20 protein-coding genes are annotated in these 25,640 nt (G+C 63.6%); 5 read left to right on the top strand and 15 right to left on the bottom strand.

Annotation, left to right across the window (positions count from 1 at the left end):
* Nucleotides 1-11 precede the first annotated feature (11 nt).
* The 8 genes from BMZ23_RS06915 to BMZ23_RS06880 form a co-directional block, all read right to left on the bottom strand.
* The gene (locus BMZ23_RS06915) at nucleotides 12-1,040 is read right to left on the bottom strand and encodes a response regulator (RefSeq protein WP_093474556.1); all 1,029 of its coding nucleotides are present in this window, start codon (nucleotides 1,038-1,040) and stop codon (nucleotides 12-14) included.
* A complete protein-coding gene (locus BMZ23_RS06910; RefSeq protein ID WP_093474552.1) occupies nucleotides 1,027-4,323 on the bottom strand; it encodes a PAS domain S-box protein in 3,297 nt (1,098 codons plus the stop codon). The genes BMZ23_RS06915 and BMZ23_RS06910 overlap by 14 nt, the downstream gene beginning before the upstream one ends.
* 62 nt (nucleotides 4,324-4,385) lie before the next feature.
* The gene (locus BMZ23_RS06905) at nucleotides 4,386-5,471 is read right to left on the bottom strand and encodes a 5-(carboxyamino)imidazole ribonucleotide synthase (protein ID WP_093474549.1); all 1,086 of its coding nucleotides are present in this window, start codon (nucleotides 5,469-5,471) and stop codon (nucleotides 4,386-4,388) included.
* 10 nt (nucleotides 5,472-5,481) lie between these two features.
* Nucleotides 5,482-5,973, bottom strand: coding sequence for a 5-(carboxyamino)imidazole ribonucleotide mutase (gene purE, locus BMZ23_RS06900; protein WP_093474546.1), 492 nt, complete (start codon nucleotides 5,971-5,973; stop codon nucleotides 5,482-5,484).
* A gap of 176 nt (nucleotides 5,974-6,149) precedes the next feature.
* Nucleotides 6,150-6,452 carry a DUF3240 family protein gene (locus BMZ23_RS06895; RefSeq protein ID WP_093474543.1) on the bottom strand — a complete coding sequence of 101 codons (303 nt, stop codon included), beginning with the start codon at nucleotides 6,450-6,452 and terminating at the stop codon, nucleotides 6,150-6,152.
* Between the two features lie 10 nt (nucleotides 6,453-6,462).
* Nucleotides 6,463-7,395, bottom strand: coding sequence for a sodium-dependent bicarbonate transport family permease (locus BMZ23_RS06890; protein WP_093474540.1), 933 nt, complete (start codon nucleotides 7,393-7,395; stop codon nucleotides 6,463-6,465).
* Between the two features lie 18 nt (nucleotides 7,396-7,413).
* On the bottom strand, nucleotides 7,414-9,222 hold the full coding sequence (gene oadA, locus BMZ23_RS06885; RefSeq protein WP_093474538.1) for a sodium-extruding oxaloacetate decarboxylase subunit alpha: 1,809 nt from the start codon (nucleotides 9,220-9,222) through the stop codon (nucleotides 7,414-7,416).
* Between the two features lie 11 nt (nucleotides 9,223-9,233).
* On the bottom strand, nucleotides 9,234-10,649 hold the full coding sequence (locus BMZ23_RS06880; protein ID WP_093474536.1) for an acetyl-CoA carboxylase biotin carboxylase subunit: 1,416 nt from the start codon (nucleotides 10,647-10,649) through the stop codon (nucleotides 9,234-9,236).
* Between the two features lie 174 nt (nucleotides 10,650-10,823).
* Between BMZ23_RS06880 and BMZ23_RS06875 the strand changes: the two genes are divergently transcribed.
* On the top strand, nucleotides 10,824-11,768 hold the full coding sequence (locus BMZ23_RS06875; protein ID WP_093474534.1) for a LysR family transcriptional regulator: 945 nt from the start codon (nucleotides 10,824-10,826) through the stop codon (nucleotides 11,766-11,768).
* Between the two features lies 1 nt (nucleotide 11,769).
* On the opposite strand, the gene BMZ23_RS06870 is transcribed toward BMZ23_RS06875, so the two are convergent.
* Nucleotides 11,770-11,973, bottom strand: coding sequence for a PA3496 family putative envelope integrity protein (locus tag BMZ23_RS06870; RefSeq protein WP_093474532.1), 204 nt, complete (start codon nucleotides 11,971-11,973; stop codon nucleotides 11,770-11,772).
* 158 nt (nucleotides 11,974-12,131) lie between these two features.
* Here BMZ23_RS06870 and BMZ23_RS06865 point away from each other — a divergent pair, with 158 nt between their 5' ends.
* Complete coding sequence (locus BMZ23_RS06865) at nucleotides 12,132-12,845, top strand: DUF1294 domain-containing protein (RefSeq protein WP_093474529.1); 714 nt, start codon at nucleotides 12,132-12,134, stop codon at nucleotides 12,843-12,845.
* 52 nt (nucleotides 12,846-12,897) lie between these two features.
* On the opposite strand, the gene BMZ23_RS06860 is transcribed toward BMZ23_RS06865, so the two are convergent.
* The 4 genes from BMZ23_RS06860 to hexR all read right to left on the bottom strand — a co-directional run bounded on the left by BMZ23_RS06860 (nucleotide 12,898) and on the right by hexR (nucleotide 16,921).
* Complete coding sequence (locus BMZ23_RS06860; RefSeq protein ID WP_093474527.1) at nucleotides 12,898-14,487, bottom strand: ABC-F family ATPase; 1,590 nt, start codon at nucleotides 14,485-14,487, stop codon at nucleotides 12,898-12,900.
* Nucleotides 14,488-14,563: 76 nt separating this feature from the next.
* Nucleotides 14,564-15,757: an MFS transporter gene (locus BMZ23_RS06855; RefSeq protein ID WP_093474525.1), complete on the bottom strand. Its 1,194-nt coding sequence runs from the start codon at nucleotides 15,755-15,757 to the stop codon at nucleotides 14,564-14,566.
* A 2-nt stretch (nucleotides 15,758-15,759) separates the two neighbouring features.
* Nucleotides 15,760-16,041, bottom strand: coding sequence for a peptidylprolyl isomerase (locus BMZ23_RS06850; protein ID WP_093474522.1), 282 nt, complete (start codon nucleotides 16,039-16,041; stop codon nucleotides 15,760-15,762).
* 4 nt (nucleotides 16,042-16,045) lie between these two features.
* Entirely contained in the window at nucleotides 16,046-16,921 is an 876-nt protein-coding gene (gene hexR / locus BMZ23_RS06845) for a transcriptional regulator HexR (protein ID WP_093474520.1), read from the bottom strand.
* A gap of 92 nt (nucleotides 16,922-17,013) precedes the next feature.
* Between hexR and zwf the strand changes: the two genes are divergently transcribed.
* On the top strand, nucleotides 17,014-18,489 hold the full coding sequence (zwf, locus tag BMZ23_RS06840) for a glucose-6-phosphate dehydrogenase (protein ID WP_281242309.1): 1,476 nt from the start codon (nucleotides 17,014-17,016) through the stop codon (nucleotides 18,487-18,489).
* Here zwf and BMZ23_RS06835 read toward each other — a convergent pair.
* Complete coding sequence (locus BMZ23_RS06835) at nucleotides 18,486-21,323, bottom strand: putative bifunctional diguanylate cyclase/phosphodiesterase (protein WP_177197239.1); 2,838 nt, start codon at nucleotides 21,321-21,323, stop codon at nucleotides 18,486-18,488. The genes zwf and BMZ23_RS06835 overlap by 4 nt on opposite strands.
* Nucleotides 21,324-21,543: 220 nt before the next feature.
* On the opposite strand from BMZ23_RS06835, the gene uvrD reads away from it, so the two are divergent.
* The gene (gene uvrD / locus BMZ23_RS06830; RefSeq protein ID WP_093474516.1) at nucleotides 21,544-23,724 is read left to right on the top strand and encodes a DNA helicase II; all 2,181 of its coding nucleotides are present in this window, start codon (nucleotides 21,544-21,546) and stop codon (nucleotides 23,722-23,724) included.
* Between the two features lie 71 nt (nucleotides 23,725-23,795).
* Entirely contained in the window at nucleotides 23,796-24,893 is a 1,098-nt protein-coding gene (locus BMZ23_RS06825) for a TRAP transporter substrate-binding protein (protein ID WP_093474513.1), read from the top strand.
* A gap of 66 nt (nucleotides 24,894-24,959) precedes the next feature.
* Here the strand turns inward: BMZ23_RS06825 and BMZ23_RS06820 are convergent, their stop codons facing one another.
* Nucleotides 24,960-25,538 carry a hypothetical protein gene (locus BMZ23_RS06820; RefSeq protein WP_093474511.1) on the bottom strand — a complete coding sequence of 193 codons (579 nt, stop codon included), beginning with the start codon at nucleotides 25,536-25,538 and terminating at the stop codon, nucleotides 24,960-24,962.
* Nucleotides 25,539-25,640: the final 102 nt, after the last annotated feature.

Genomic DNA, 25,640 nt, shown 5'->3' with positions numbered 1-25,640 from the left:
CAATGACAAGACTACTCTGCAATCTGACCGCCCGTTGTTTGTACGGCCGTTTCCTCGGCCCAACGTGCCTTGATCTCGAGAATCGCCGGCAACTCGGAAAGAAACAGCGCGACCAGCGCCGGATCAAAGTGTTTGCCGGCCTCACGCTGAATCAGCGCGATGGCGTCGTCCACCGACCAGGCGGCCTTATACGGACGTTCGCTGGTCAGCGCGTCGAAGACGTCGGCAATGGCCACAATCCGTGCCTCAAGGGGAATGTCCTCACCTGACAGGCCGTGCGGGTAGCCGCTGCCATCCCATTTCTCGTGGTGACAGAGGGCGATACTGCGAGCCATTCGCAGCAGTCCGCTGGGGTGTTCGCCGATGATCCGCGCCCCGATTTCCGCATGCTGGCTCATCACTGCCCACTCCGCCTCGTCGAGTTTACCGGGCTTGCGCAGTACCGCATCGGGAATGCCGATCTTGCCAATGTCATGCATGGGCGCGGCGTTCAGCAGTTCCTCGGCGGCGGCGTCGGACAGCCCGGCAGCCAGCGCCAGAATCCGTGAGTAATGGCTCATGCGGATCACATGTAGACCGGTTTCGTTGTCCTTGTACTCGGCGGCCAGACCCAGACGCTGGACAATCTGCAGGCGGGTCTCGCGCAGCTCTTCGACATGTACCAGTGACAGGTGGGTACGCACCCGCGCACGCACTATCGTCGGGCTGACCGGCTTGCTGATGTAGTCGACACAACCGGCCTCGAAACCACGGCTCTCATCCTCGACATCGCCCAGTGCGCTGACGAAGATCACCGGAATCGGGCGGGTCTGCGGATTCTGCTTGAGCTGCTGGCAAACCTGCAGTCCGGTCAGGCCGGGCATCATCACATCCAGCAGGATCAGTTGCGGCTGCTCCTCGCTGGCCAGCTGCAGGGCACGCTGGCCGTCACGGGCGAACAGCAGGCGGTAGTCCTCCTGCAGTATCTGCCGCAGCACGTGCAGGTTGGTCGGCTCATCATCGACCAGCAACAGGGTCGGTCGGCTATCAGCGTGCTGCATCGGGGGTCTCTCCGCTGGTTTTGCGCCAGTCATTGATCAGGGCCAGTGCCCGCTCGAAATCGAAGTCATCCAGTGCGCTGGCCAGTTGCTGGCGCTGTGGTGCTTCAAGTGTTGCCAATAGCTGCGCTTGCAAAGCCTGATCCAGCTCGCCGCGCTGCAGCGCCTGTTGCAGTTGCTGCCAGTGTGCCGGAGTGGCGGCACTGGCGGTGGGCCGGGAATCCTGCAGGTCGGCCGGCAACTGCTGTTGCAGTTCCTCCAGGGCGGCCTGTAGCGGCTGCAGTGACACCGGCATATCGGGGGCCACCTGCAGTTGCTGTTCCAGCTTGGTCAGGCAACGGATCAGGCGTGGCACATCCAGATTCAGCGCGCTGCCGCGCAGGCGGTGCAGCAGGGCGGCAAGGTTGTCGGGCTGGTTCTGCGGCGGCTGACTGAGGTATGCCGTCAATTGTTGTTGCGCTTGTCGGACAAAACCCTGCAAGGCGGCCAACAGCCGCTGACGGTCGCCCCAACGGCGCTCGCCGGCCGCCCAGTCGATGACTGCAGTGGAGTCGCTGTCGATCCCACGCGCAGGGCTGACGAGGGTGGTCTGGCTGACACCCAGTAATCGACCGATTTCTTCCTGCAGCTGCGGCCAGTCCAGCGGCTTGCTGGCGAAGCTGTCCATACCGGCGTCGCGTGCGGCCTGGCGGTCGTGGTCAAGCACGCTGGCGGTCAGGGCAATCACCGGCGTGCGGCTGCGCCCCTGCGCGGCTTCGATCCGGCGAATTTCCCGGGTGGCGTCGAGCCCGTCCATATCCGGCATTTGCACGTCCATCAGCACCAGCTCGAAGGGCTGGCGGGCAAACAGTGCGCAGGCCTGCTGACCGTTGCGTGCCAGACTGACCTGATGTCCGGCACGCTGCAGGGTCAGTTGCAGCAGTTCGAGGTTTTCCTCGACATCGTCGGCACACAGCACCCGCAGGCTGGGAAGGCTGAGGCTGGTGGCGCTGCCCAGTGGCGCCTGCCAGGCCTGGGTGGTCTGCGGCAGACACAGACTGAAGCAACTGCCAACCCCTGGCTGGCTGCGCACTTTCAGGCTGCCGCCCATCAGTTCACTGAGCTGGCGGGCAATGGTGGTACCCAGCCCGGTGCCGCCAAAGCGCCGGCTCATCGAGGCATCGGCCTGGGCAAAGGGCTCAAAGATGCGCTCCAGGCGTTCGGCGGGAATGCCGATACCGGTATCCTCGACATCGAAGCGCAACTGCCCGTCGGCCTCGCTGACCCGCAGGCGCACCTCACCCTGCTCGGTGAACTTCACCGCATTACCCAGCAGGTTGGTCAGAATCTGTCGCAGGCGCAGCGGATCGCCGAGCAGCCCCTGTTCCGCCGCCTGGTAGTCAAGGTGGATACGCAACCCCTTGTTCTCGGCCTGCAGCCGCAGGATCTCCAGCAGTTCAGTGCACAGGCCGTGCAGATCTAACAGTTGCTGCTCCAGCTCCAGGGCACCGCGCTCCAGCTTGGCGGTATCCAGAATGTCGTTGAGCAGGCCCAGCAGTGAGCGGGCCGAGCGGTGCACGGTGTGCAGGTGCCGGTATTGTGTGGGTTGCAGTGGTGTATCCAGCAGCAGCTCGCTGAAGCCGATGATGGCATTCATCGGCGTGCGGATTTCATGGCTCATATTGGCGAGGAAGGCGCCCTTGGCGGCGGCCGCCTGTTCGGCACGTTCCTTGGCCTGCTGCAGTTGCTGCAGAATCTCGCGGCGCTCGGTGATGTCCAGTATTACTCCGTCAATCCATTCCGGTTTGCCGGAGGCGTCGTAGATCGCGCTGGCGCTTTCCGAGACCCAGCGCAGACTGCCGTCGCGGCGGATGATGCGGTATTCGATATGGTACTGCTCGCGTTTCGCCAGCCGTGCCATGACCTCGCCATAGACCGCCTCGGCGTCCCCCGGATAGATCACCTCGGCGAAGCTCTTGCCGTCCATGAAGCCTGCGGCTGGCCAGCCGGTCAGTTGCTCCACCGCGTCACTGATAAACAGCATCTGCCAGTCCCGCTGCGGCAGGCAGCGGAAGGACACGCCGGGGATATTGGCGATCAGCGAGCTGTACTGGCGCTCACTGTCACGCAGCGACTGCTCGATCGCCTTGCGTTCGCTGATATCGGTGACAAAGCCGACAAACAGCGGGCGATGATCAATACGCATCTGGCCGATCGCCAGGCGGATCGGCACATGGCTGCCATCCCGGCGCAGGGCGGTGACTTCGCGGCCGGTGCCGATGATGCGTGCCTGTCCGGTGCTCAGGTAGTTTTGCAGGTACTGGTCATGCCCTGAGCTGTAGGGCTCCGGCATCAGCATCCGGATATTGCGGCCGATCACCTCGCTGGCGCTCCAGCCGAACAGTCGCTCGGCTGAGTGGTTGAATGACTCGATCAGGCCTTGGGCGTTGATGGTGATGATGCCGTCGACGGCGGTATCCACCATGGCCCGCAGGCGGTTCTCGCTGGCCTGCATCTTGCCCAGCAGGTAACGGTAGCGCAGTATGCCGTTGATCACCCCGACCACCAATCCAAGGGCCAGCATCAGCATGGCGATCGCCAGTGCCAGTACGGTGCGGTCGGGCACACTGGCCGGCACCGGCAGGCTGTCACTGCCAATAAAGCGGACAGCGGCCATGCCGGTGTAGTGCATCGAGGCAATCGCCAGCCCCATGCCGATACCGCCAAGGGTGACTGTCAGCAGATGGCTCAGGCCAAAGCGCTGCTTCAGGCCAAAGCGCAGCCACAGTGCCAGCATCGACATGCCCAGCGCCACCAGCAGCGACAGCAGGAACCATAGGGGGTCGAACTTCAACTGGGCACTGCTGCGCAGGGCCAGCATGCCGCTGTAGTGCATCGCGCCAATACCGACGCCCATCAGCACACCGCCGATGACGATTTCGCGCAGGCTGATCTGCTGTTGTGACAGCAGGCGCAGGACGATCCACGAGGCAAGTACCGCCGGGAGCATGGACAACGAGGTAATCAGCGGATCGTAGTACACCGGCACGGGCAGCTCGAAGGCCAGCATGCCGATAAAATGCATGGCCCAGATGCCGCCACCCAGAGTCAGCGAGCCCGACAGCAGGGCAGACCGGCGCATCCACGCGGTGCCGGCAACCCGTACCAGGCTGGCCAGCTGGAAAGCGAAGCCGGAGGCCAGCACAGCGATAACCACCGACAGCAGCATCAGCCCGTGGCTGTGCTGACCCTGCAACAGCAGGGCCTGTTCGCTGTCGCTTAGGCTGAACAGATCGACAAGTGACATCAATGGATGCTCCGATAAACCCTAACGGCCTTCAGCACATCCTGTGACGCCGGCAATCAACTTCAGGCAGTATTGATCAGGCTCTGCAGTTCGGCAATGCGTGATCGCAATGTGCTGGCATCGTGGCAGCGCAGGGTCGCATGGCCGACCTTGCGACCTGCCTTGAAGGCCTTGCCATAGTGATGCAGGTGGCAGTCGGCGATGGCAGTGACCTGCTCGACCGGCGGCACGCTGCCGATCAGGTTGAGCATGGCGCTTTCACCGACCCGGGCGGTGGAGCCCAGCGGCAGGCCGGCAATGGCCCGCAGGTGGTTCTCGAACTGGCTGCACTCGGCGCCTTCGATGGTCCAGTGCCCGGAGTTGTGAACCCGCGGCGCGATCTCGTTGGCCTTCAGGCCGCCATCCACCTCGAAGAACTCGAAGGCCAGCACGCCGACATACTCCAGCTTGTCCAGCACCCGGCCGACATAGTCCTCGGCCAGTGCCTGCAGAGGATGCGCGCTGCTGGCCACCGACAGGCTTAGGATGCCGTTGATATGGGTATTGTGTACCAGCGGATAGAAACGGGTCTGGCCATCGCGGGCGCGCACGGCAATCAGCGAGACTTCACCAGTGAATGGCACAAAGCCCTCGAGGATGCAGGGTACGCTGCCCAGCTCGGCAAAGGCGCCGCGCACATCCTCGGGTTGCCGCAGGACCTTCTGGCCCTTGCCGTCATAGCCCAGGGTGCGGGTTTTCAGTACCGCCGGCAGGCCGATGTGCTTGACCGCTGTGTCCAGGCTGTCCTGCGACTGGATGTCGGCAAACGCCGGGGTGGGGATGCCCAGTTCGCGGAACAGCGACTTCTCGAACCAGCGGTCCCGGGCAATCCGCAGCGCCTCGGCGTTTGGATAGACCGGCACGAACTGCGACAGGAAGGCCACGGTCTCGGCGGGTACGCTCTCGAACTCGAAGGTCACCACATCCACCTCGTCGGCCAGTCGGCGCAGGTGCTCGTGGTCGTCGTAGTCGGCGCGGATGTGTTCACCCAGGGCTTGGGCGCAGGCATCCGGGGCCGGATCGAGGAAGGCGAACTGCTGCCCCAGCGGGGTGCCGGCCAGGGCCAGCATGCGTCCGAGTTGACCACCACCGATGACGCCGATCTTCATGCTGTATTCCTCAGGGCTGACGCGGATCCGGATTGTCCAGCACGCTGTCGGTCTGGCGTGCGCGGAAGGCCTGCAGGGCCTCATGGTAGTGCGGATGCTTGCCACCGAGAATGCTCGCTGACAGCAGCGCGGCATTGATCGCCCCGGCCTTGCCGATCGCCAGGGTGGCCACCGGTATGCCGCCGGGCATTTGCACGATCGACAGCAGTGAATCGACCCCGGACAGCATTGACGACTGTACCGGCACACCAAGCACAGGCAGGTGAGTCTTGGCGGCACACATGCCCGGCAGGTGCGCGGCACCGCCGGCGCCGGCAATGATTACCTCGATGCCGCGAGCGGCGGCCTGCTCGGCATACTGGAACAGCAGATCCGGTGTGCGGTGGGCGGAGACCACCTTGACCTCGTGGGGAATGCCCAGCTGCTCGAGCATATCGACCGCATGACTCATGGTCGACCAGTCGGATTTGGAGCCCATGATCACGCCTACCAGTGCGCTCATCTGTTCAGTGCCTCGCGTTCGGTCGCCGGGGGCGATAAAAACCAACAAGCCACGTCAGCGGAACTGGCGTGGCTTGGCGAATCGGTTGCGGCAATGGCCGCCACCGGGAATGGACAAGCGCGCGATTATACCGGCAAATACGTCGCAGCCCAATGCCTGTGGTCAATCGGTACTGCTCAGAACTTGCCGGCCCGCAGTACCTCAACGTCACTCAGCCAGCAAATCATGGCGAAGTTGTCGTAGTAGCGTTCCTGCACATGGCCGGCAATCCGCTCTGCAAGCTCGCGGTTGCAGATCACCTCCACGCGAATATTGCCATCGTTGTCCCAGCCGGCGCTGCGTACCCCGCGGCTGCCGCTGCCGCGGGCATCCGAGAGGGTCCAGCCGGGTGCGCCGAGCTGCTCCAGGTCCTTGACCAGGCGGTTTTGCAGGGCAGCTTCGCAAATCAGCGTCAGCAGGGTGCGGGTCGGGTGGTTCATCTCAGGCTCCTCAGGCCGCCAGCCATTCGGCCAGCGACAGGTACAGGGGGATCCCGAACAGTATATTGAACGGGAAGGTAATGCCCAGTGATGCGGTCAGCGAGAGTGCCGGGTTGGCCTCCGGCAGGGCCAGACGCATGGCCGCCGGCACCGCGATATAGGAGCCGCTGGCGGCCAGGGTGGCGAGCACGGTAATGCCACCCACCGAGAGCCCCATGATGTCGCCCAGCAGGGCACCAACCAGCGCGCCGAACAGCGGAAACAGCAGGGCAAACCCGGCCAGTCGCAGGCCGGTGTTGCGCAGGCTGCCCAGATGGCGCGAGGCGATCAGTCCCATTTCCAGCAGGAAGAACGCCAGCACCGGCTTGAACATGCTGGTGTACAGCGGCTCCAGCGGGGCGATTGCCTGCTTGCCAGCCAGTACACCGATCACCAGGCCACCGAGCAGCAGCATGATGCTCTTGCCGAAGAATACCTCGTGGCTGAGTGCCTTCCAGTCGGTGTTGCGGCTGACACCCTTGGCCAGCAGGATGCCGACGATGATTGCCGGAATTTCCAGTACCGCAACGAACAGCGGCATATAGCTTTCGAAAAAAATCTCGCGGGACAGCAGGTAGGCAATCACCACGGCAAAGGTTGCCGCGCTCACCGAGCCGTAGTGTGCGGCGATACTGGCCGCATCAATGCGGCCGAAACGCAATAGCCGTAACACCGGGAAGGCCACCAGTGGCAGCAGGATGCCCATCAGCATGACCCCCAGCGCCTGACCGATCAGCGCCGGGCTGGCCTGCGCGGCCAGTTCGACGCCGCCGTGCAGGCCAATCGCCAGCAGCAGGATCATCGACAGCGTGTCGTACAACCCGGGCGGCAGTTTCAGTTCGCTTTTGACCAGCCCGGCAAACAAGCCAAAGATGAAAAACAGTACGACAGGATCCAGCCCCATGGTCAGCCTCCAGCGGCGTTACTCGATTTCCACCAGGATTTCGCCCGGGTTGACCCGGTCGCCCTTGCCCACATGCACCGCCTTGACCGTGCCGTCGATGGCGGCCTGGATTTCGCTTTCCATCTTCATCGCCTCGCTGACCAGCACCGGCTGGCCGGCCTTGACGCTGTCGCCGACCTTGACCAGTACCTCGACCACGTTGGCCGGCATGCTGGTGGTGACGTGCCCGGGATGGCTGGCCTGACGGCGCTGGCTGCCGGCGCCGCCGGCGAAGCTGTTCAGTGGCTCGAACACCGCTTCCTCGGGCATGCCGTCGAGGCTCAGGTAGAAATGCCGCTTGCCGTCATTCTTGACACTGACGCCGGTGATCTCGACCCGGTAGCTTTCGCCGTGCACGTCGATGACAAACTCGGTCGGTGCGCCCTCGTCGGTATGCGGCTTGGCGCTGCTGCCCGGTGCCGGCTGCAGGGCTTCGGGGACCAGGGTGCCGGCGGCGCGCTGTTCGAGGAAGCTGCGCCCGATATCCGGGAACATGGCGAAACTCAGCACGTCCTCTTCACTGCTGGCCAGACTGCCGATCTCGTCACGCAGGCGCTGCATTTCCGGCTTCAGCAGATCGGCCGGACGTACCTCGATCACCGCCTCGTGGCCGATGGCCTGGCGCCGCAGATCCTCGTTGACCTGGCCGGGGGCCTGGCCATAGCGGCCCTGCAGGTACAGCTTCACCTCGTTGGTGATGGTCTTGTAGCGCTCGCCGGCCAGCACGTTGAAAACCGCCTGGGTGCCGACGATCTGCGAGGTCGGGGTGACCAGCGGCGGGTAGCCGAGGTCGGCGCGTACGCGTGGAATCTCCTCGAAGACTTCCTGGATACGGTTCAGCGCACCCTGCTCGCGCAGCTGGTTGGCCAGGTTGGACATCATGCCACCGGGCACCTGGTTGACCTGTACCCGGGTATCCACCCCGGTGAACTCGCTTTCGAACTGGTGGTACTTCTTGCGCACCCCATGGAAGTATAGGCTGATCTGCTGGATCAGCTCAAGGTCCAGTCCGGTGTCGTAGGGCGTACCCTTGAGCGCGGCGACCATGGATTCGGTACCGGCATGGCTGGTGCCCCAGGCCATGCTGCCGATGGCGGTGTCGATATGGTCGGCGCCGGCCTCGATGGCTTTCAGCTGGCACATGCTGGCCATGCCGGCGGTGTCATGCGAGTGGATGAATACCGGCAGTGACAGCTCGGCCTTCAGCCCGCGCACCAGCTCGGCGGTGGCGAAGGGTGTGAGCAGGCCGGCCATGTCCTTGATGGCGATCGAGTCGACCCCCAGTTCGGCCATGGCCTTGCCCTGGGCGACAAAGGCCTCGACCGTGTGCACCGGGCTGGTGGTGTAGGCGATGGTGCCCTGGGCATGCTTGCCAGCGGCTTTCACGGCGGCAATTGCGGTGCGCAGGTTGCGCACATCATTCATCGCATCAAAGATGCGGAATACATCGATGCCGTTGGCTGCCGCCTTGCTGACGAAGGCTTCCACCACATCGTCGCTGTAGTGCCGGTAGCCGAGCAGGTTCTGTCCGCGCAGCAGCATCTGCAGGCGGGTATTCGGCAGTGCGGCGCGCAGCTGGCGCAGGCGCTCCCAGGGGTCTTCCTTGAGAAAGCGCAGGCAGGCGTCGAAGGTCGCGCCGCCCCACACCTCCAGCGACCAGTAGCCGACCTGATCCAGCTGCGGGCAGATCGGCAGCATGTCCTCGGTACGCAGACGGGTGGCCAGCAGCGACTGGTGGGCATCGCGCAGGATGGTATCGGTGACGGTGATTTTGCGTGGGCTGTTCATCGGGTCGTTCCTTAAAGTCCGGCGTGGGCGGCGAGGGCGGTGGCAATCGCCAGCGCCAGTTCTTCCGGCTTGCGTTTGATCGAGTAGTTCAGCAGCTCCGGGTGGTTCTCGACAAAGCTGGTGTCGAATACCCCGCTGCGGAACTCGGGGTTGCGCAGGATCTCCTGGTAATAGGCGGCGGTGGTCTTCACCCCCTGCAGGCGCATGTCATCCAGCGCGCGCAGGCCGCGTTCCAGTGCCTCTTCCCAGGTCAGCGCCCAGACAATCAGCTTCAGGCACATGGAGTCGAAGTGCGGCGGAATGCTGTAGCCGGTGTAGATCGCGGTATCCACGCGCACACCGGGGCCGCCGGGGGCGTAGTAACGGGTGATCTTGCCGAACGACGGCAGAAAGCCGTTTTTCGGGTCTTCGGCATTGATGCGGAACTGGATCGCAAAGCCGCGATGGCGCACATCCTCCTGGCCGAACGACAGCGGCAGGCCGGCGGCGATGCGGATCTGCTCGCGGACGATGTCGATACCGGTGATCTGCTCGCTGATGGTGTGCTCGACCTGCACGCGGGTGTTCATCTCCATGAAATACACCTCGCCCTCGGCCAGCAGAAACTCCACGGTGCCGGCGTTCTCGTAGCCCACCGCCTGCGCCGCACGCACCGCCAGATCGCCGATATAGGCGCGCTGCTCCGGGGTCAGCTGCGGGCTCGGGGCTATCTCGATGAGCTTCTGGTTGCGCCGCTGGATCGAACAGTCACGCTCGAACAGGTGCACCACGTTGCCGTGGCTGTCAGCGAGGATCTGCGCCTCGATATGCTTCGGATTGACGATGCACTTTTCCAGAAACACATCGGCGCTGCCGAAGGCTTTGGTTGCCTCGGAAATCACCCGTGGCCAGGCCTGCTCCAGCTCGGCCTGCGAGTTGCAACGGCGGATACCGCGCCCGCCACCGCCGGAGGTGGCCTTGAGCATCACCGGATAACCGATGCGTGCGGCTTCGGCCAGTGCCTCATGCAGATCGGCCAGATTGCCCTCGGTGCCGGGGGTGACCGGCACGCCGGCGGCAATCATGCTGCGACGCGCCTCGGTCTTGTCGCCCATGCGGCTGATCACCTCGGCGCTCGGACCGATAAAGCGGATGCCGCGCTCGGCGCAGATTCTTGCCAGTTCGGCGTTCTCCGAGAGAAAGCCGTAACCCGGATGCAGCGCATCGCAGCCGGTTTCCACCGCCAGATTGACCAGCTGGCGCGGGTTCAGATAGCAGGCCAGCGGGTCGCTGCCGATGTTGTAGGCCTCGTCGGCGCGTTTGACATGCAGTGCCCAGCGGTCCGGATCGGTATACACGGCCACCGAGCGAATGCCCATTTCCGCGCAGGCGCGGATGATGCGAACGGCAATTTCGCCACGGTTGGCAATGAGAATTTTCTTGATCACGTCCGTTTCCTCGTGGTGGTGATCGGGTGTCACCAAGCTACGCCTGGCAGATCATCATGTGAAATGAATAATAATTGGATCAGGTATAAGCAAATAATTATGATTGACGACAATCCATGCGTCAGTCAGCACCGCACGCCAGCCCCGGCATGCACTGAAAAAGGATAGACCAGCATGCGCAAGACCCTGATGCGAATGACCCTGCGCCAGTTGCAGGTGTTCCGGGCGGTGTGTGACAGCCTGTCCTACAGCCGCGCCGCCGAGGAGATGGCACTGACCCAGCCGGCGGTCAGCCAGCAGATTCGTCAGCTCGAGGAACTGGTCGGCCAGCCGCTGTTCGAGTACGTCGGCAAGAAGCTCTATCTGACCGAGGCAGCGCATGACCTGCTGCAGGCCAGTGAGGACATTTTCGCCCGCCTCGAAAACCTCGACATGCAGCTGTCCAATCTGCAGGGCAATCTGCGCGGTGAACTGCGGCTGGCGGTGGTGAGCAGCATCCAGTACCTCACCCCGCACCTGCTGGCGGCCTTCCGCGCACGCCACCCGGAGGTCAGTTTCCGTCTGGAGGTGACCCGCCGCGCCCAGGTGATCCAGCGCCTGCAGGACAACCGTGACGACGTGGTGCTGATGGCGCTGGTGCCGGAGGACCGGGCGCTGGAGTTCTTCCCGTTCCTGAATAACCCGATCATTGCCGTGGCAAGGCCGGAGCACCCACTGGCAGGCCAGCCGGGGCTGTCGCTCAAGGAACTGGAAACGCAGGTGCTGCTGCAGCGCGAACAGGGCTCGGGCACGCGCAAGGCCTGCGACGAATTTCTGCAGCAACAGCGGGTACATCCGCAGCAGCTGCTGCAACTGGGCTCCAGTGAAGCATTGCTGCACGGCGCGTTGGCCGGTCTCGGCGTGGCCCTGCTGACCGAGCATGCGGCGGCGCCCTGGCTGCGCAGCGGTGAGCTGGTGCGGCTGGGGTTTGCCGAATTGCCGTTGTACCGCAGCTGGTGTGCGGTGCACGCGCGTGGCAAGCGCCTGAGTCCGGTGGCCCAGGCGTTTCTCGCCTGGCTGCGCGAGGAGCGCGAACAGATCCGCCGGATTGCCGCGCCCTTTACGCCCCCAGCTCGCTGAGTCAGCGTGCCCGGCGCTGGTGCCCGGCATAGGCGCCACCGAGCAGCTCCGGGTAGTCGCAGCACTGGGCCTGCAGCGCCTGGCTGGCACGGTACTCTTCAATCGCCCGGCGGAACGCCATGCGCTTCTTGTCCTGCTGGCGCTGGCGTTCACGGCGAACACTGTTGGCAGCGGTATCCAGGGTTTCATCAGCATCCATGATCACGGTGGTTTCCTCCGTCTGATGGGTGGCCTTGCGGTTGCATCCATGCTGGTGTCCATCGATGAAGCCTGCGTGACACGGTCATGACATTTTTACGGTCTTGAGCCATTCAGGGGGGTGGCGCAGAATTGCCAGCCTGGACTGGCACAAGGGGTCAATGGATGGAACAGCGCGGCAAATTGCACAGCTGGAATGATGACAAGGGCTTTGGCTTTATCCAGCCCGATCAGGGTGGTGCGCGGCTTTTTGTGCACATTTCGGCCATGCGTGGCGCTGCCCGGCCACAGGTGGGCGAGGTAGTTTTCTATGTGCCCGGGACTGATGACAACGGGCGTCCGCGTGCCTTGCATATGCGCAGTGAGCAGTTGAGCGTGGATCGGCCGGCAATTCGCCGCAAGCCGATTGCGCAAGCCAGGCGTGAATCCGCGCCAAGACCAGTGCCGGTGCGCAGGCATGTCAGGGCATCGGTGTCTGGAGGCATACAGAATCTGCCAGTCAAGCTGGCATTATTTATTTTGCTCTGTGGGCTGCCGCTGGCTGGCGGGGTGCACTTGCTGGTTGAATACCGGCAGATCTGGCCGCTGCTGCTCTATGTGTTCGCCAGTATTATCTGTTTTTTGCTGTATTGGTCGGACAAGCAGCATGCCCTGAACGGCCGTTGGCGGACTCCGGAAAACCTTCTGCACCTCAGTGAGCTGTTGTGTGGCTGGCCTGGTGCGCTGGTGGCCCAGCAGTTGCTTCGGCACAAGACGCGCAAGGTCAGTTATCAGGCTGCTTTTTGGCTGATAGTGCTGGTGCATCAGGCATTCTGGGCTGACTGGCTGCTACTGGATGGCGATTTTACTGGCCGCTGGATTCAGCCCATGCTGGGCTGAATCACGGGACCAGCATCGGCAAGTGCGACAGGGACGCTGACTGGTCTGAGCTTCAGACCAGCACGCCCTGACTGCGCAGGTAATCGTCGTAGCTGCCGGAGAAGTCGGTCACGCCGTTGGCCGACAGCTCGATGATGCGGGTTGCCAGTGAGCTGACGAACTCGCGGTCATGACTGACGAAAATCAGTGTGCCGGGGTAGTTCTCCAGCGCCAGGTTGAGCGCCTCGATGGACTCCATGTCGAGGTGGTTGGTCGGCTCGTCCATCAGCATCACGTTGGCCTTCTGCAGGATCAGCTTGCCGAACAGCATGCGGCCCTGTTCACCCCCGGAGATTACCTTCACCGACTTGCCGATCTCGTCATTCGAGAACAGCATGCGCCCGAGGGTGCCGCGCACCAGCTGCTCGCCGCCCTGGGTCCACTGCGCCATCCACTCGAACAGCGTGCAGTCGGCCTTGAAGTCGTCGGCATGGTCCTGGGCGAAATAGCCGATATCGGCACTTTCCGCCCACTTAACCGCGCCGGAGACGGGCGGCATCTCGCCGACCAGGGTGCGCAGCAGGGTGGTCTTGCCGATGCCGTTGGGGCCAATGATTGCCACCCGTTCGCCGGCCTCGACCTGCAGGCTGAGGCCGCTGAACAGCAGGTTGCCGTCAAAGCCCTGGCTGACATTCTCCAGGGTCACCGCCTGACGGTGCAGCTTCTTGAACTGCTCGAAGCGGATGAACGGGCTGACCCGGCTCGACGGCTTGACCTCTTCCAGCTGGATCTTGTCGATCTGCCTGGCGCGGCTGGTGGCCTGCTTGGCCTTGGAGGCGTTGGCCGAGAAGCGGCTGACAAAGGTTTGCAGCTCGGCAATCTGCGCCTTCTTCTTGGCGTTGTCCGACAGCAGCCGCTCGCGCGCCTGGGTGGCGGCGGTCATGTACTCGTCGTAGTTGCCGGGGAACAGGCGCAGCTCGCCGTAGTCCAGATCGGCCATGTGCGTGCACACGCTGTTGAGGAAGTGGCGGTCGTGGGAAATGATGATCATGGTGCTGCTGCGCGCGGTCAGCACGTCTTCCAGCCAGCGGATGGTGTTGATGTCCAGGTGGTTGGTCGGTTCGTCCAGCAGCAGCACATCGGGGTCGGAGAACAGCGCCTGGGCCAGCAGCACGCGCAGCTTCCAGCCGGGCGCCACCTCGCTCATCGGCCCCTGGTGCTGCTCCAGCGGAATGCCCAGGCCCAGCAGCAGCTCGCCGGCACGGGATTCGGCGGTGTAGCCGTCCAGTTCGGCGTATTCGGTCTCCAGTTCGGCGACCCGCATGCCGTCCTCTTCGCTCATCTCCGCCAGCGAATAGATGCGCTCGCGTTCGGCATGCACCTTCCACAGTTCCGCATGGCCCATGATCACGGTGTCCAGCACCCGGTGCTCCTCATAGGCGAACTGGTCCTGCCGCAGCTTGCCGAGGCGTACATTGGGTTCCAGCATCACCTGCCCGGCGGAGGGCTCCAGCTCGCCGCCAAGGATTTTCATAAAGGTCGACTTGCCGCAGCCGTTGGCGCCGATCAGGCCGTAGCGGTTGCCGTTGGCAAATTTGACCGAGACGTTTTCGAACAGCGGCTTGGCGCCGAACTGCATGGTGATATTGGCGGTGGAGATCACGCGGGGAACCTGTATCGGGAATGGCAAAGGGCGCGCATTGTAACGGCTGGACGTCGCGCCTGACAGTCGCTTCTGCTCAGCGGTCGACGCGTTTGAGCCAGGCCTGCCATAGCGCCAGCACGGCCAGCCCGGCAATCAGCGGCAGCATCGCCAGATTCAGACCGCTCCAGCCCAGCCAGTGCAGCAGGCTGCCGGCCAGCAGCGAGCCAATCGCCACCAGGCTGAAAATGCTCAGATCGTTGACCCCCTGCACCTTGCCGCGCTCACTGTCGCGGTGCACCGTGGTCAGCAGGGTGCTGCCGCCGACAAACAGGAAGTTCCAGCCGATGCCCAGCAGCACCAGCGCCAGCCAGAAGTGCCCGAGGCTGTCGCCGAGCAGCGCCACCAGACTGCAGCCGGCCAGCAGCAGACAGCCGAGCAGCAACAGCCGCAGAATGCCCAGCCGTGCCAGCAGGATGCCGCTGAAGAATGACGGGGCAAACATGCCGAGCACGTGCCACTGCATCACCAGCGCCACCTCCGGCATGCCGAAGCCACGTGCGCGCATCGCCAGCGGGGTGGCAGTCATCACCAGCATCATGATCGCATAGGCAATCGCCGCCGCCGCCAGCGCCAGCACAAAGGTCGGCTGCCTGACAATCAGCCGCAGTGGCCGTTCGGTCTCGGCGCTGGCAGTGCTGGTGCTGTCCGGCAGGCGCAACTGCAGCAGCAGGCCGCTGGCCAGCAGCGCCGCCAGGGCGATGATCAGATAGGGCGCGGCATTTGGCAGGCCGATCAGCCAGTGGTTGGTCAGGCTGGCATTCCAGGGCCCGAGAAAGGCTGCCGCCACGCCGCCCGCCAGCACCCAGGCGATGGCCCGGCTGCGCCGTGGCAGACTGGCGGCTTCGGCGGCGGCAAAGCGGTAGTACATGGCAAACGCCTGATAGATACCAAGCAGCAGGTTGCCGGCACAGAACAGCGCAAAGGCATTCAGGGCAACCCCGGTGACACTCAGCAGGCCACCACCAACGCCGCCGAGCAGCGCGCCGAGGATAAAACCGCGGCGCCGCCCCAGACGCTTCATCAGCAGCGAGGCCGGCAGCGTGGCGGCCAGGGTGCCGAGCATCATCAGCGCAATTGGCAGGGTCGCCAGCGCCGGCTCTGGCCCGAGCTGCAGGCCGACCACGCCGCTGAGGGTCATCACGGTGATCGATGACAGCATCTGCAGGATCTGGCAGGCCGCCAGAATGGCAATATTGCGCCGCTCATGCGGCAGGCTTGGGCTATGCATGTTCAGTTATCGCGGTAGTAGACCTGCACCAGGTGCCAGCCAAAGCTGCTTTTTACCGGCCCATGCACGGTTTTCAGCGGTTTTTTGAAGATGACCTGCTCAATTGCCCGGACCATCTGGCCGGGGCGCACCTCGCCCAGATCGCCGCCGCGTTTCTTCGACGGGCACAACGAATACTTGCGCGCCAACAGGTCAAAGGCCTCGCCGGCGGCCAGACGCTTCTTCAGCGCGGCGGCCTCGGCCTCGGTTTTCACCAGTATGTGTTTGGCCATCGCCAGTGGCATTCGATTACTCCTGCGGTTCGTGGCTGCGCTGGCCGGCCTTGTGTGACAGGCGCAGCCCGCGCAGGCTGCGCTTGACGCTCTTCAGGTGGCTGACCAGCTCCGGGCCACGGCGCATCGCCATGCCCATCGCCAGCACGTCGATCACCACCAGATGGGCAATCCGCGAGGACAGCGGGGTATAGATGTCGGTGTCTTCCGGCACATCAATGGCTATGTGCACGCCGGCCAGATCGGCCAGTGGCGTATGGCTGGGGCACAGGCTGATCAGCGTGGCGCCGCTTTCCACCACCAGCGTGGCCGAATGCAGCAGGTCCTTGGTGCGTCCGGTCTGTGAGATCGCCACGGCCACATCCTGTGGCCCCAGGGTGACCGCTGACATTGCCTGCATGTGCGGATCGGAATAGGCGGCGGTGGATACCAGCAGGCGGAAGAACTTGTGCTGGGCGTCACTGGCCACCGCGCCGGAGGCGCCAAAACCGTAGAACTCCACGCGCCGCGCCGCCGCCAGCGCCTCAATCGCCTGCTCCAGCACCGTGGCATCCAGACGGCTGCGCACGTCCATCAGGGTTGCCAGGGTGGCATCGAAGATCTTCTGCGACAGCTGGGCGACGTTGTCCCCCTCGCTGATGGCGAACTGGCCGAAGCTGGCACCGCCGGCCAGGCTCTGTGCCAGCCGCAGCTTGAGGTCCTGAAAGCCGCCACAGCCGATGGCGCGGCAGAAGCGCACTATGGTCGGCTCGCTGACACCCACCTCGCGGGCCAGTTCGGCCATCGAGGAGTGCATTACCTGGGCGGCGTGGGCCAGCACATGGTCAGCCACCTTGAGTTCAGAGCGGCGCAATGTCTGGCGGTGATCGGCAATATGCTGGAGCAGGTTCACGTTGGCTTCTGGTAGTCTGCGAGTCGAACCGTTGAAATGTCTTGTAGTTATACTACATATCTTCCCGCAATGCCCCGCCAAGGAGAGACGTCGTGCCCGCACATGCCCGCCTGCCCTGCGATCTGGTCGTCATGGGTGGCACCGGTGACCTGGCCATGCGCAAGCTGCTGCCAGCGCTGTATTACCTGCAGCGCGATGGCAACCTGCATCCGCAAAGCCGCATTCTGGCGCTGGCCCGGGCCCGGCATGACAGCAGCAGCTACCGTCGGCTGGTGCAGCGCCACGTCAGCCAGCATGTGGCACCGGGGGATTTCGATCAGGCCAGCTGGCAGGCGTTTGCCGAGCGGATTGATTACCTGAGTCTGGATGTCAGTCAGCGGGTGGAGTTCCCCAGGCTGGCCAACGCGCTCGGGCAGGCCGATGGGCGGGTGCGGGTGTTCTATCTGGCGACCCTGCCGGAGCTGTTTGCTGCCACCGCCGAGCACCTCGGCGCCGCCGGGCTGATCGACGCGCAAACGCGCATCGTGCTGGAAAAGCCGCTGGGCTCCAGCGGGCAGAGTGCCGAGCGAATCAATCAGCGGATTGCCGCGGTGTGCGATGAATCGCAGGTGTTTCGCATTGACCATTACCTGGGCAAGGAGGCGGTACAGAACCTGCTGGCGCTGCGCTTCGGCAACGCGCTGTTCGAGCCGCTGTGGCGCAATGCGCATATCGAGCATGTGCAGATCAGCGTGCTGGAGACCGTCGGGGTGGAGAACCGCGGCGCCTACTATGACCAGGCCGGGGCGATGCGCGACATGCTGCAGAATCACCTGTTGCAGTTGCTCTGTCTGGTGGCGATGGAAGCCCCGGTGCATTTTGGTGCAGAGGCGGTGCGCAACGAGAAGCTGAAGATCCTCGAGGCATTGCGCCCGATTACCGGCATGGATGTGCAGGACCAGACAGTGCGTGGCCAGTACGCCGACGGTGAGCGCGCCAGCGAGCGCCTGCCGGCCTACTATTTCGAGAAAAGCGTCGATCACGACAGCAATACCGAGACCTTCGTTGCCCTGCGCGCCGAGATCGACAACTGGCGCTGGAGCGGGGTGCCCTTCTATCTGCGGACCGGCAAGGCGCTGGCGCATCGCAAGTCGGAAATCGTCATTCAGTTCAAGCCGGTGCCGCACAGGCTGTTTGCCAGTGATGGTCGGGCCCCGGCACACAACCGGCTGGTGATAGGTCTGCAACCACAGGAGGATATCAGCCTGTCGCTGATGGCCAAGGCGCCGGGGCGCGGCATGGCGTTGCAGGAGGTGGAGCTGGACCTGAACCTGGCCGAGGCGTTTCGGCGGCGGCGCTGGGATGCCTACGAGCGTTTGCTGCTGGATGTGATCGAGGGCGACGCCACGCTGTTCATGCGCCGCGACGAGATAGCCGCAGCCTGGCGCTGGGTCGATCCGATCATCCGTGGCTGGCAGGATTGCTATCGTTCACCCAAACGCTATGCCGCCGGCAGTTGGGGCCCGGAGGCTGCCGACAGCTTGCTGGAGCGTTACGGTCATGATTGGCTGGATCGGCGCGAGTCTTAAAAGGCCGGGCAGCCCTGCAGTTCCACTAATTGCTCCACCGGTATTGCGCGGCTGTAGAGAAATCCCTGGATCTCGTCGCAACCGAACTGGCGTAACAATTCCAGTTGCCCTGCGTGTTCGACACCTTCTGCCACAACCTCGAGTTTGAGGCTTTGCGCCATGAGAATGATCGCGCGGACAATGGCGCGGTCCTCTTCGCCATGCTGGAGTTCGGCAACAAAGGCGCGGTCGATTTTCAGGGTGTCGATCGGGAAGCGCTTGAGATAGGCCAGCGACGAATAACCGGTGCCGAAGTCATCCACGGCCAACCGTACACCCATGGCCTTGAGTGCATTGATATTGCTGGCGATGGCAGGTAGCTGCTCCATCAGCATGCTTTCGGTCAGTTCCAGTTCCAGCAAGCTGGCAGGCAGGCCGCTGCGGTTCAGGCAGGCCGCGACCTGATCGGCAAAACCGGACTGACGCAGTTGCTGTACCGACAGGTTTACCGATACCCCGACACCTTCAAGCCCTTGTTGCTGCCAGGCGCTGGCCAGTCGGCAGGCCTGTTGCAGCACCTGTTCGCCAAGGCTGATGATCATGCCGGTCTGTTCGGCAATGTCGATAAAGACGCCCGGCAGCAGCAGTCCCTGCTGCGGATGCTGCCAGCGCACCAGTGCCTCGGCGGCGCACAGGCGCTGGTCGGACAGTCGCAGGCGGGGTTGAAAGTGCACCACCAACTGGTCTTCCTGCAGCGCCCGGCGTAGCTGGTTTTCCAGTTGCAGGCGTTCCAGGCTGCGCGCCTGCATGGCCTCGCTGAAGAAGGCAAAGGTATTGCCGCCCTGTCGCTTGGCATGCTGCATGGCCAGACTGGCCTGAGTCATCAGCAGGCCTGCATCAGCAGCGGGGAGGGGGTACAGACTGATCCCGATCGAGGCAGTAATCATCAATTCCTGGCCGCCCATCTGCAGCGGGCAGTGCAATTCATGCAGCAGATGTCGGGCAAGCGCGGAAAGCTGTTCGGTGGATGCCGGCTGCTCAAGCATGATGACAAATTCGTCGGCGGCCAGACGTGCCAGTGTGTGTGCCTGTGGCAGGCTGTTGAGCAAGCGGGTGCCGGTTTCCGCGAGCAGCTGGTCCGCCAGTTCGTGCCCAAGGGTTTCATTGATTAGTTTGAAGCGATCCAGATTCAGGTGAAGGATCGCCAGTGTCTGCTGGCGCTGGCCGGCCCGCTGAACGGCATCCTGCAGTCGTCGGGTAAACAGGCTGCGATTGGCCAGTCGGGTCAGTGAGTCATAATTGGCCAGTTGGCGCAGCTGTTCTTCGGTCTGCATGCGGTCGGTCAGGTCGAGGAAAAAGCCTACCACCTGCGCCAAACGTCCCTCGCTGTTGCGCACGGCACGCAGCTGAAGCCACTGCGGATAGTGGTGGCCGTCATGGTGCGGGGCCTGCAGTTCGTCCTGCCAGCTGTCCTGCGCCTGCAGCTGCGACACGGCCCCTTGCAGAGCCCTCAGGTAGTCAGGGTCGCTGAAAATGGCAGATAACGGGTGCCCGGCTACCTGTTCACTGCTGAAGCCGGTGATGCGGCAGAAGGCCTGGTTCACGGTCAGGATCTGCAACTGCGTGTCCAGTACAAAGATGCCTTCAGCCGTGGTGTTGAATACAGTGGCGGCCAGACGGTCGGCTTCCTGGCGTGCATGCAGGACGGAAATGTCGCGCCGGGTGCCGGTCATGCGCAATACACGCCCCTGGGCATTCCATTCCACCGCGCGCCCGGTATCCTCGATCCATACCCAGTGGCCATCGGCATGGCGTACCCGGTATTCAATACGGTACGTACTGGTGCGTCCCTTCATGTGTGCAATCAGCGTATGTCTTACCAGGGCGAAGTCATCCGGATGGATGCGTGGATTGAGATCGTCCCGCATACTGATAACGCTATCTGAAGGCAGCCCGAAGATGGCCTCCAGGTGCGAGTGGAACACCTGGTCGGTCTGCAGGTTCCAGTCCCACAGGCCCAGCTCGCTGGCATCCAGTGCCAGTTCCAGTTGCGCCTTGCTGGCGCTCAGGGCCTGGCTGGCGCGTTCGAGCTCAGCGGTACGCTGACGAACCCGCTGTTCCAGTTGGTCATGGTTGTGGCGCAATTGTTGTTCTGCCTCGCGGCGCTGTCCGACTTCGGCTGCCAGCCGGCTATTTAGCTGCTCGGCTTGCAGGCGGGCCTGTTCCAGGCGCTGCAGCAGCGCCTCATTACGAAGTCGGGAACGGTTTACCGCGCGGGAGGCACGGTTGATAAAGGCTACTGCCAACAACAGGCAGCCGAAAACGGTAATCCCCATCAATGCCCAGTAGGGGCTGCTTGGATCATTCTGGAAGAGCAGATAAAGGGTTGCCGGCAGCCAGGCAGGCAGGGCAAATGCGAGAAAGACCGAATAATGGCTGGCATACACCACCGCAATACACAGGCTGATGCCGGTTGTGATGGCATAGGCTGGTGCCTGCAGGGCAAAGCTGTCGATCGGTACCAGTAACAGGTGCACCATGGCCAGTGCGAGGCCGCTGCATAGATTACCGGCCAGCAACAGTCGCATCCAGAGCGCCTTGCGACGCGCGTCGGCGGGGCTGCGCTGATAGGCATTGACCAGGACATGGCGGGCCAGCAACAGCCCCAGCAGCAACCCCAGCCAGCCAGTCAGCAGCCAGGCTGACACATAGGGAAAAACCAGGAGAGCTATCACAGTACCGCCAACCAGCAGCAGGGCTTCGGGCAGGCGGGCGTGCTGGAACAGGTAATCGCGAGTACTGGTTCTGCTTGGAGCCCGAGGCTTTGACAGCAGCCCCGAATCGAATGACGTCATGACGACCTGTTTCCCCCGGTTGCGCAGTGCGCTCATTGTTTTATATGGCGTCAGCCGCTCTGGAACAGCCTTGTTGGCCATCCGGAGCGGGCCAATGACAATATCACCATCCTGCCGGGAGCGCACAGTGGCGCGCTGCAAAAAGTTGTCAGAATCGCGGCGCTTCACCCATTTCGGTCAATTTTGCCGACGACCGTCCGGTCGCTGCTAGAATGCGCCGATGGATATTTCACACCTGCTCGACTCGCTCAATGATGCCCAGCGCCAGGCGGTCACCGCCAGCACCGGGCAGCAACTGGTACTGGCTGGCGCCGGCTCCGGCAAGACCCGCGTTCTGGTACACCGCATCGCCTGGCTGGTGCAGGTGGAACAGGCTTCGCCCTGGAGCATCCTGTCGGTGACCTTCACCAACAAGGCCGCCCATGAAATGCGCCAGCGTATCGAACAGATGCTTGGCATTTCCCCGCAGGGCATGTGGATTGGCACCTTCCACGGTCTGGCCCATCGGCTGCTGCGCGCCCACTGGCGCGAGGCCGGTCTGGTCGAGCAGTTCCAGATCCTCGACAGCGACGACCAGCAGCGGCTGATCAAGCGTCTGCTGCGCGAGCTGGGGCTGGACGAGAACCAGTGGGCGCCGCGTCAGGTGCAGTGGTGGATCAACGCGCAGAAGGACGAAGGCCTGCGGCCGAAACACATCCAGGCCGCCGGCGACCTGTACCTGACCACCATGCAGCGCCTCTACGAGGCCTACGAACAGGCCTGCGCGCGTGCCGGGGTGGTCGACTTTGCCGAACTGCTGCTGCGCTCGCTGGAGCTGTGGCGCGACAATGCCGGGCTGCGCGCACAGTACCAGGCACGCTTCCGGCACCTGCTGGTCGACGAGTTCCAGGACACCAATGCCGTGCAGTACGCCTGGTTGCGGCTGATAGCCGGCGACAACCCGAGCCTGATGGTGGTCGGTGACGACGACCAGTCGATCTATGGCTGGCGGGGCGCACGCATCGAGAACATCCAGCAGTTCCAGCGCGACTACCCCAGCGCCGAACTGATTCGCCTGGAGCAGAACTACCGCTCCACCGCGACCATCCTCAAGGCTGCCAACGCGCTGATCGACAACAACGCCGGGCGTCTCGGCAAACAGCTGTGGACCGAGGATGACGAGGGTGAGCCGATTGCCCTGTACGCCGGTTTCAATGAACAGGACGAGGCGCGCTACATCGTCGAGCGCATCGAACAGGCGATTGGCGACGGCATGGCGCGCCGCGAGATCGCCATCCTGTACCGCTCCAACGCGCAGTCACGGGTACTCGAAGAGGCCCTGCTGCGCGCCGCGATTCCCTACCGCATCTATGGCGGGCAGCGCTTTTTCGAGCGCGCCGAAATCAAGAACGCCATGGCCTACCTGCGGCTGGTGGCCAACCGCAACGACGATGGCGCGCTGGAGCGCATCATCAACCTGCCGACTCGTGGCATTGGCGACAAGACCGTCGAAGCCCTGCGCGAACAGGCGCGCGCCAGCAATGTATCGCTGTGGCAGGCCGCCTGCGATCTGCTCGACTGCAAGGGGCTGCCGGGCCGGGCGGCGAATGCGGTGCACGGATTCCTGCAGTTGGTCGAGGAACTCGCTGCGCGGGTCGAGGGCCTGCCGTTGTACAGCATGACCCAACAGGTGATCGAACACAGCGGCCTGCTGCGCTTTCATGAACAGGAAAAGGGCGACAAGGGCCAGACCCGGGTGGAAAACCTTGAGGAACTGGTATCCGCCGCACGCGCCTTCGAGAACGATCAGGCCGAACAGGAAGAGCTCGGTAGCACCCTGCTGGCGTTCCTCGCGCATGCCTCGCTGGAGGCCGGCGACACTCAGGCCGATCCGTTCGAGGACAGCGTGCAGCTGATGACCCTGCACAGCGCCAAGGGTCTGGAGTTCCCGCTGGTGTTTATCGCCGGCGTCGAGGAGGGCCTGTTCCCGCACAAGATGAGCCTGGAGGAACCCGGCCGTCTGGAGGAGGAGCGTCGACTGGCCTATGTCGGCATCACCCGCGCGATGCGCCAGCTGGTGATCACCTGGGCGGAAACCCGTCGCCTGTACGGCAATGAAACCTTCAACAAGCTGTCGCGCTTCGTGCGCGAGATCCCCAGCGAGCTGATCCGCGAGGTGCGCCTCGGCAACCAGGTCAGCCGCCCGTTTGGCCCACGCCACAACCTGTTCCGCGCCGAAGCTGAACAGGCCGCCGCCAGCGGCGGCTTCGCCCTGGGCCAGCGAGTCATGCACAGCCTGTTTGGCGAAGGCGTGGTCCTGAACTACGAAGGCCAGGGCGCCCAGGCACGCATACAGGTCAACTTCGACAGCGAAGGCAGCAAATGGCTGATGGTCGCCTACGCCAAGCTGCAGGCGCTGTAGCAAGTGCGGAATTGAACAACCATAACGCTGCCGCGCCATGATCGCCCGCAGCCCCCCGTCCGGAGCCTGTTATGAAACGACGTGAACTACTCACCGCCGCCGGCCTTGGGCTCGGCGCCCTGGCCCTCAGCGGCTGCAAGGATGAGCAACCGGCCGCAGCAGCAGGAGAGCAGAGCCAGCAACGCTTTCGCTGGAAAATGGTCACCTCCTGGCCGAAGAACCTGCCGGGCCTTGGCACCACCGCCGAACACTTCGCCCAGCTGGTTGGCAAGCTGTCCAACGGTCGCCTGAGTGTGCAGGTGTTTGCCGCCGGCGAACTGGTGCCGGCGCTGGAAGTCTTCGATGCAGTCGCCAGCGGCACCGCCGAACTCGGCCACAGCGCCGCCTACTACTGGAAGGGCAAAAGCGCCGCCGCCTCCTTCTTTACCGCCGTGCCGTTCGGCATGAATGCCCAGGAAACCAATGCCTGGCTGTATGAGGGCGATGGCCTGGAACTCTGGCGCAAGGCCTACGAACCCTTTGGTGTACTGCCGCTGCCCTGCGGCAACACCGGGGTGCAGATGGCCGGCTGGTTCAACCGCGAAATCAACAGCCTCGACGATCTGCGCGGCCTGAAAATCCGCATGCCCGGCTTTGGCGGCGAAGTGCTGGCGCGTGCCGGCGCCACCACCGTCAGCCTGCCCGGCAGCGAAATCTTCACCGCCCTGCAAACCGGCGTGATCGACGCCACCGACTGGGTCAGCCCCTACAACGACCTGGCCTTCGGCCTGCACCAGGCCGCCAAATATTACTACTACCCCGGCTGGCAGGAACCCAGCGCGGTGCTTGAGCTGAGCATCAACCGCAAGGCCTTCGACGCCCTGCCGGCCGACCTGCAGGTGATTGTCGAGCAGGCCGCCCGCAGCACCAACCAGGCCATGCTCGACGAATACACCCGGCGCAACGCCGAAGCCCTCGATACCCTGGTCAACCAGCACGGCGTGCAGCTGCGCCGCCTGCCCGACCCGGTGCTGCAGCGCCTGCGTGAACTGTCACAACAGGTTCTGGAAGACACCGCCAACCAGGAACCGCTGAACCGCGAGGTATGGGACTCGATGGAAGCCTTCCGGCAAAAGGTCTGGGCCAACCATGCGCTGGGCGAACAGGTGATGTACGGGTTGCGCGGGTGATTTTGGACTGATTGGGTCTGGACCCGATGCGCGCTTGGTAGTGCTGAGTAATCGCCGCTTTCATCCTCAGCCGCCAAACACCGCGCGCAATGCCTTCAGCCCTTCGATTTCCTCGTTGCTCAGCTCGGTTGGGGCGCAGCGTGGATCGGTTTTCTGCAGGGCGCGGGACATGGCGGCGGTCAGCGGGATGGGATCGCAACCGTGGCCCTGTTCGCAGATCATGTCGCGCTGCGGCTCGGCCTTGACGTGACAGGCGAAGCAGTTGAGCCCGAACTTGTTGTTGACGTCGGCAAAGCCGCGCGCACGGATGCTGGCGCCTTCGGCGCTGACGTCCAGCTCGATGAACTCCCAGTCCTTGGTCGCCGGGCTGAAGCCGGGATCACGCTTGACCATCACTTCAGTGGGGATCAGTTGCACCACCGAACCGGGCGGGTAGACACCGCCGTCCGCGTTGTTGGCCACCGCCAGGGTGGCTTCCAGGTCGCCCTTGAGGTTGTCGACAAAGAAGCCGCGCACCGGGGTCATGTCGCGGATGCAGCCAAAGCTGTCGGCGTTGATTGGATCGGCCGGGGCTTCGGCATGGGTGGTGATGGCCAGACTGGTCAGTGCGGCGGCGAGCAGCAGGCGGCGGGGGCTGAGTTTCACGGGGTTGCTCCTGGGTTTATATTGCGTGCAATATAATTTGCCGGATTGGCCGTAGTGTCAACTGCTGGCGCCGGATAGAATGATCGCTGACCTTACCGATGG

This window comes from Halopseudomonas yangmingensis (genome assembly GCF_900114825.1).
In the GTDB taxonomy this organism is placed as follows: Bacteria; Pseudomonadota; Gammaproteobacteria; order Pseudomonadales; family Pseudomonadaceae; genus Halopseudomonas; species Halopseudomonas yangmingensis.
This window is presented reverse-complemented; position numbering and strand designations above follow the sequence as displayed.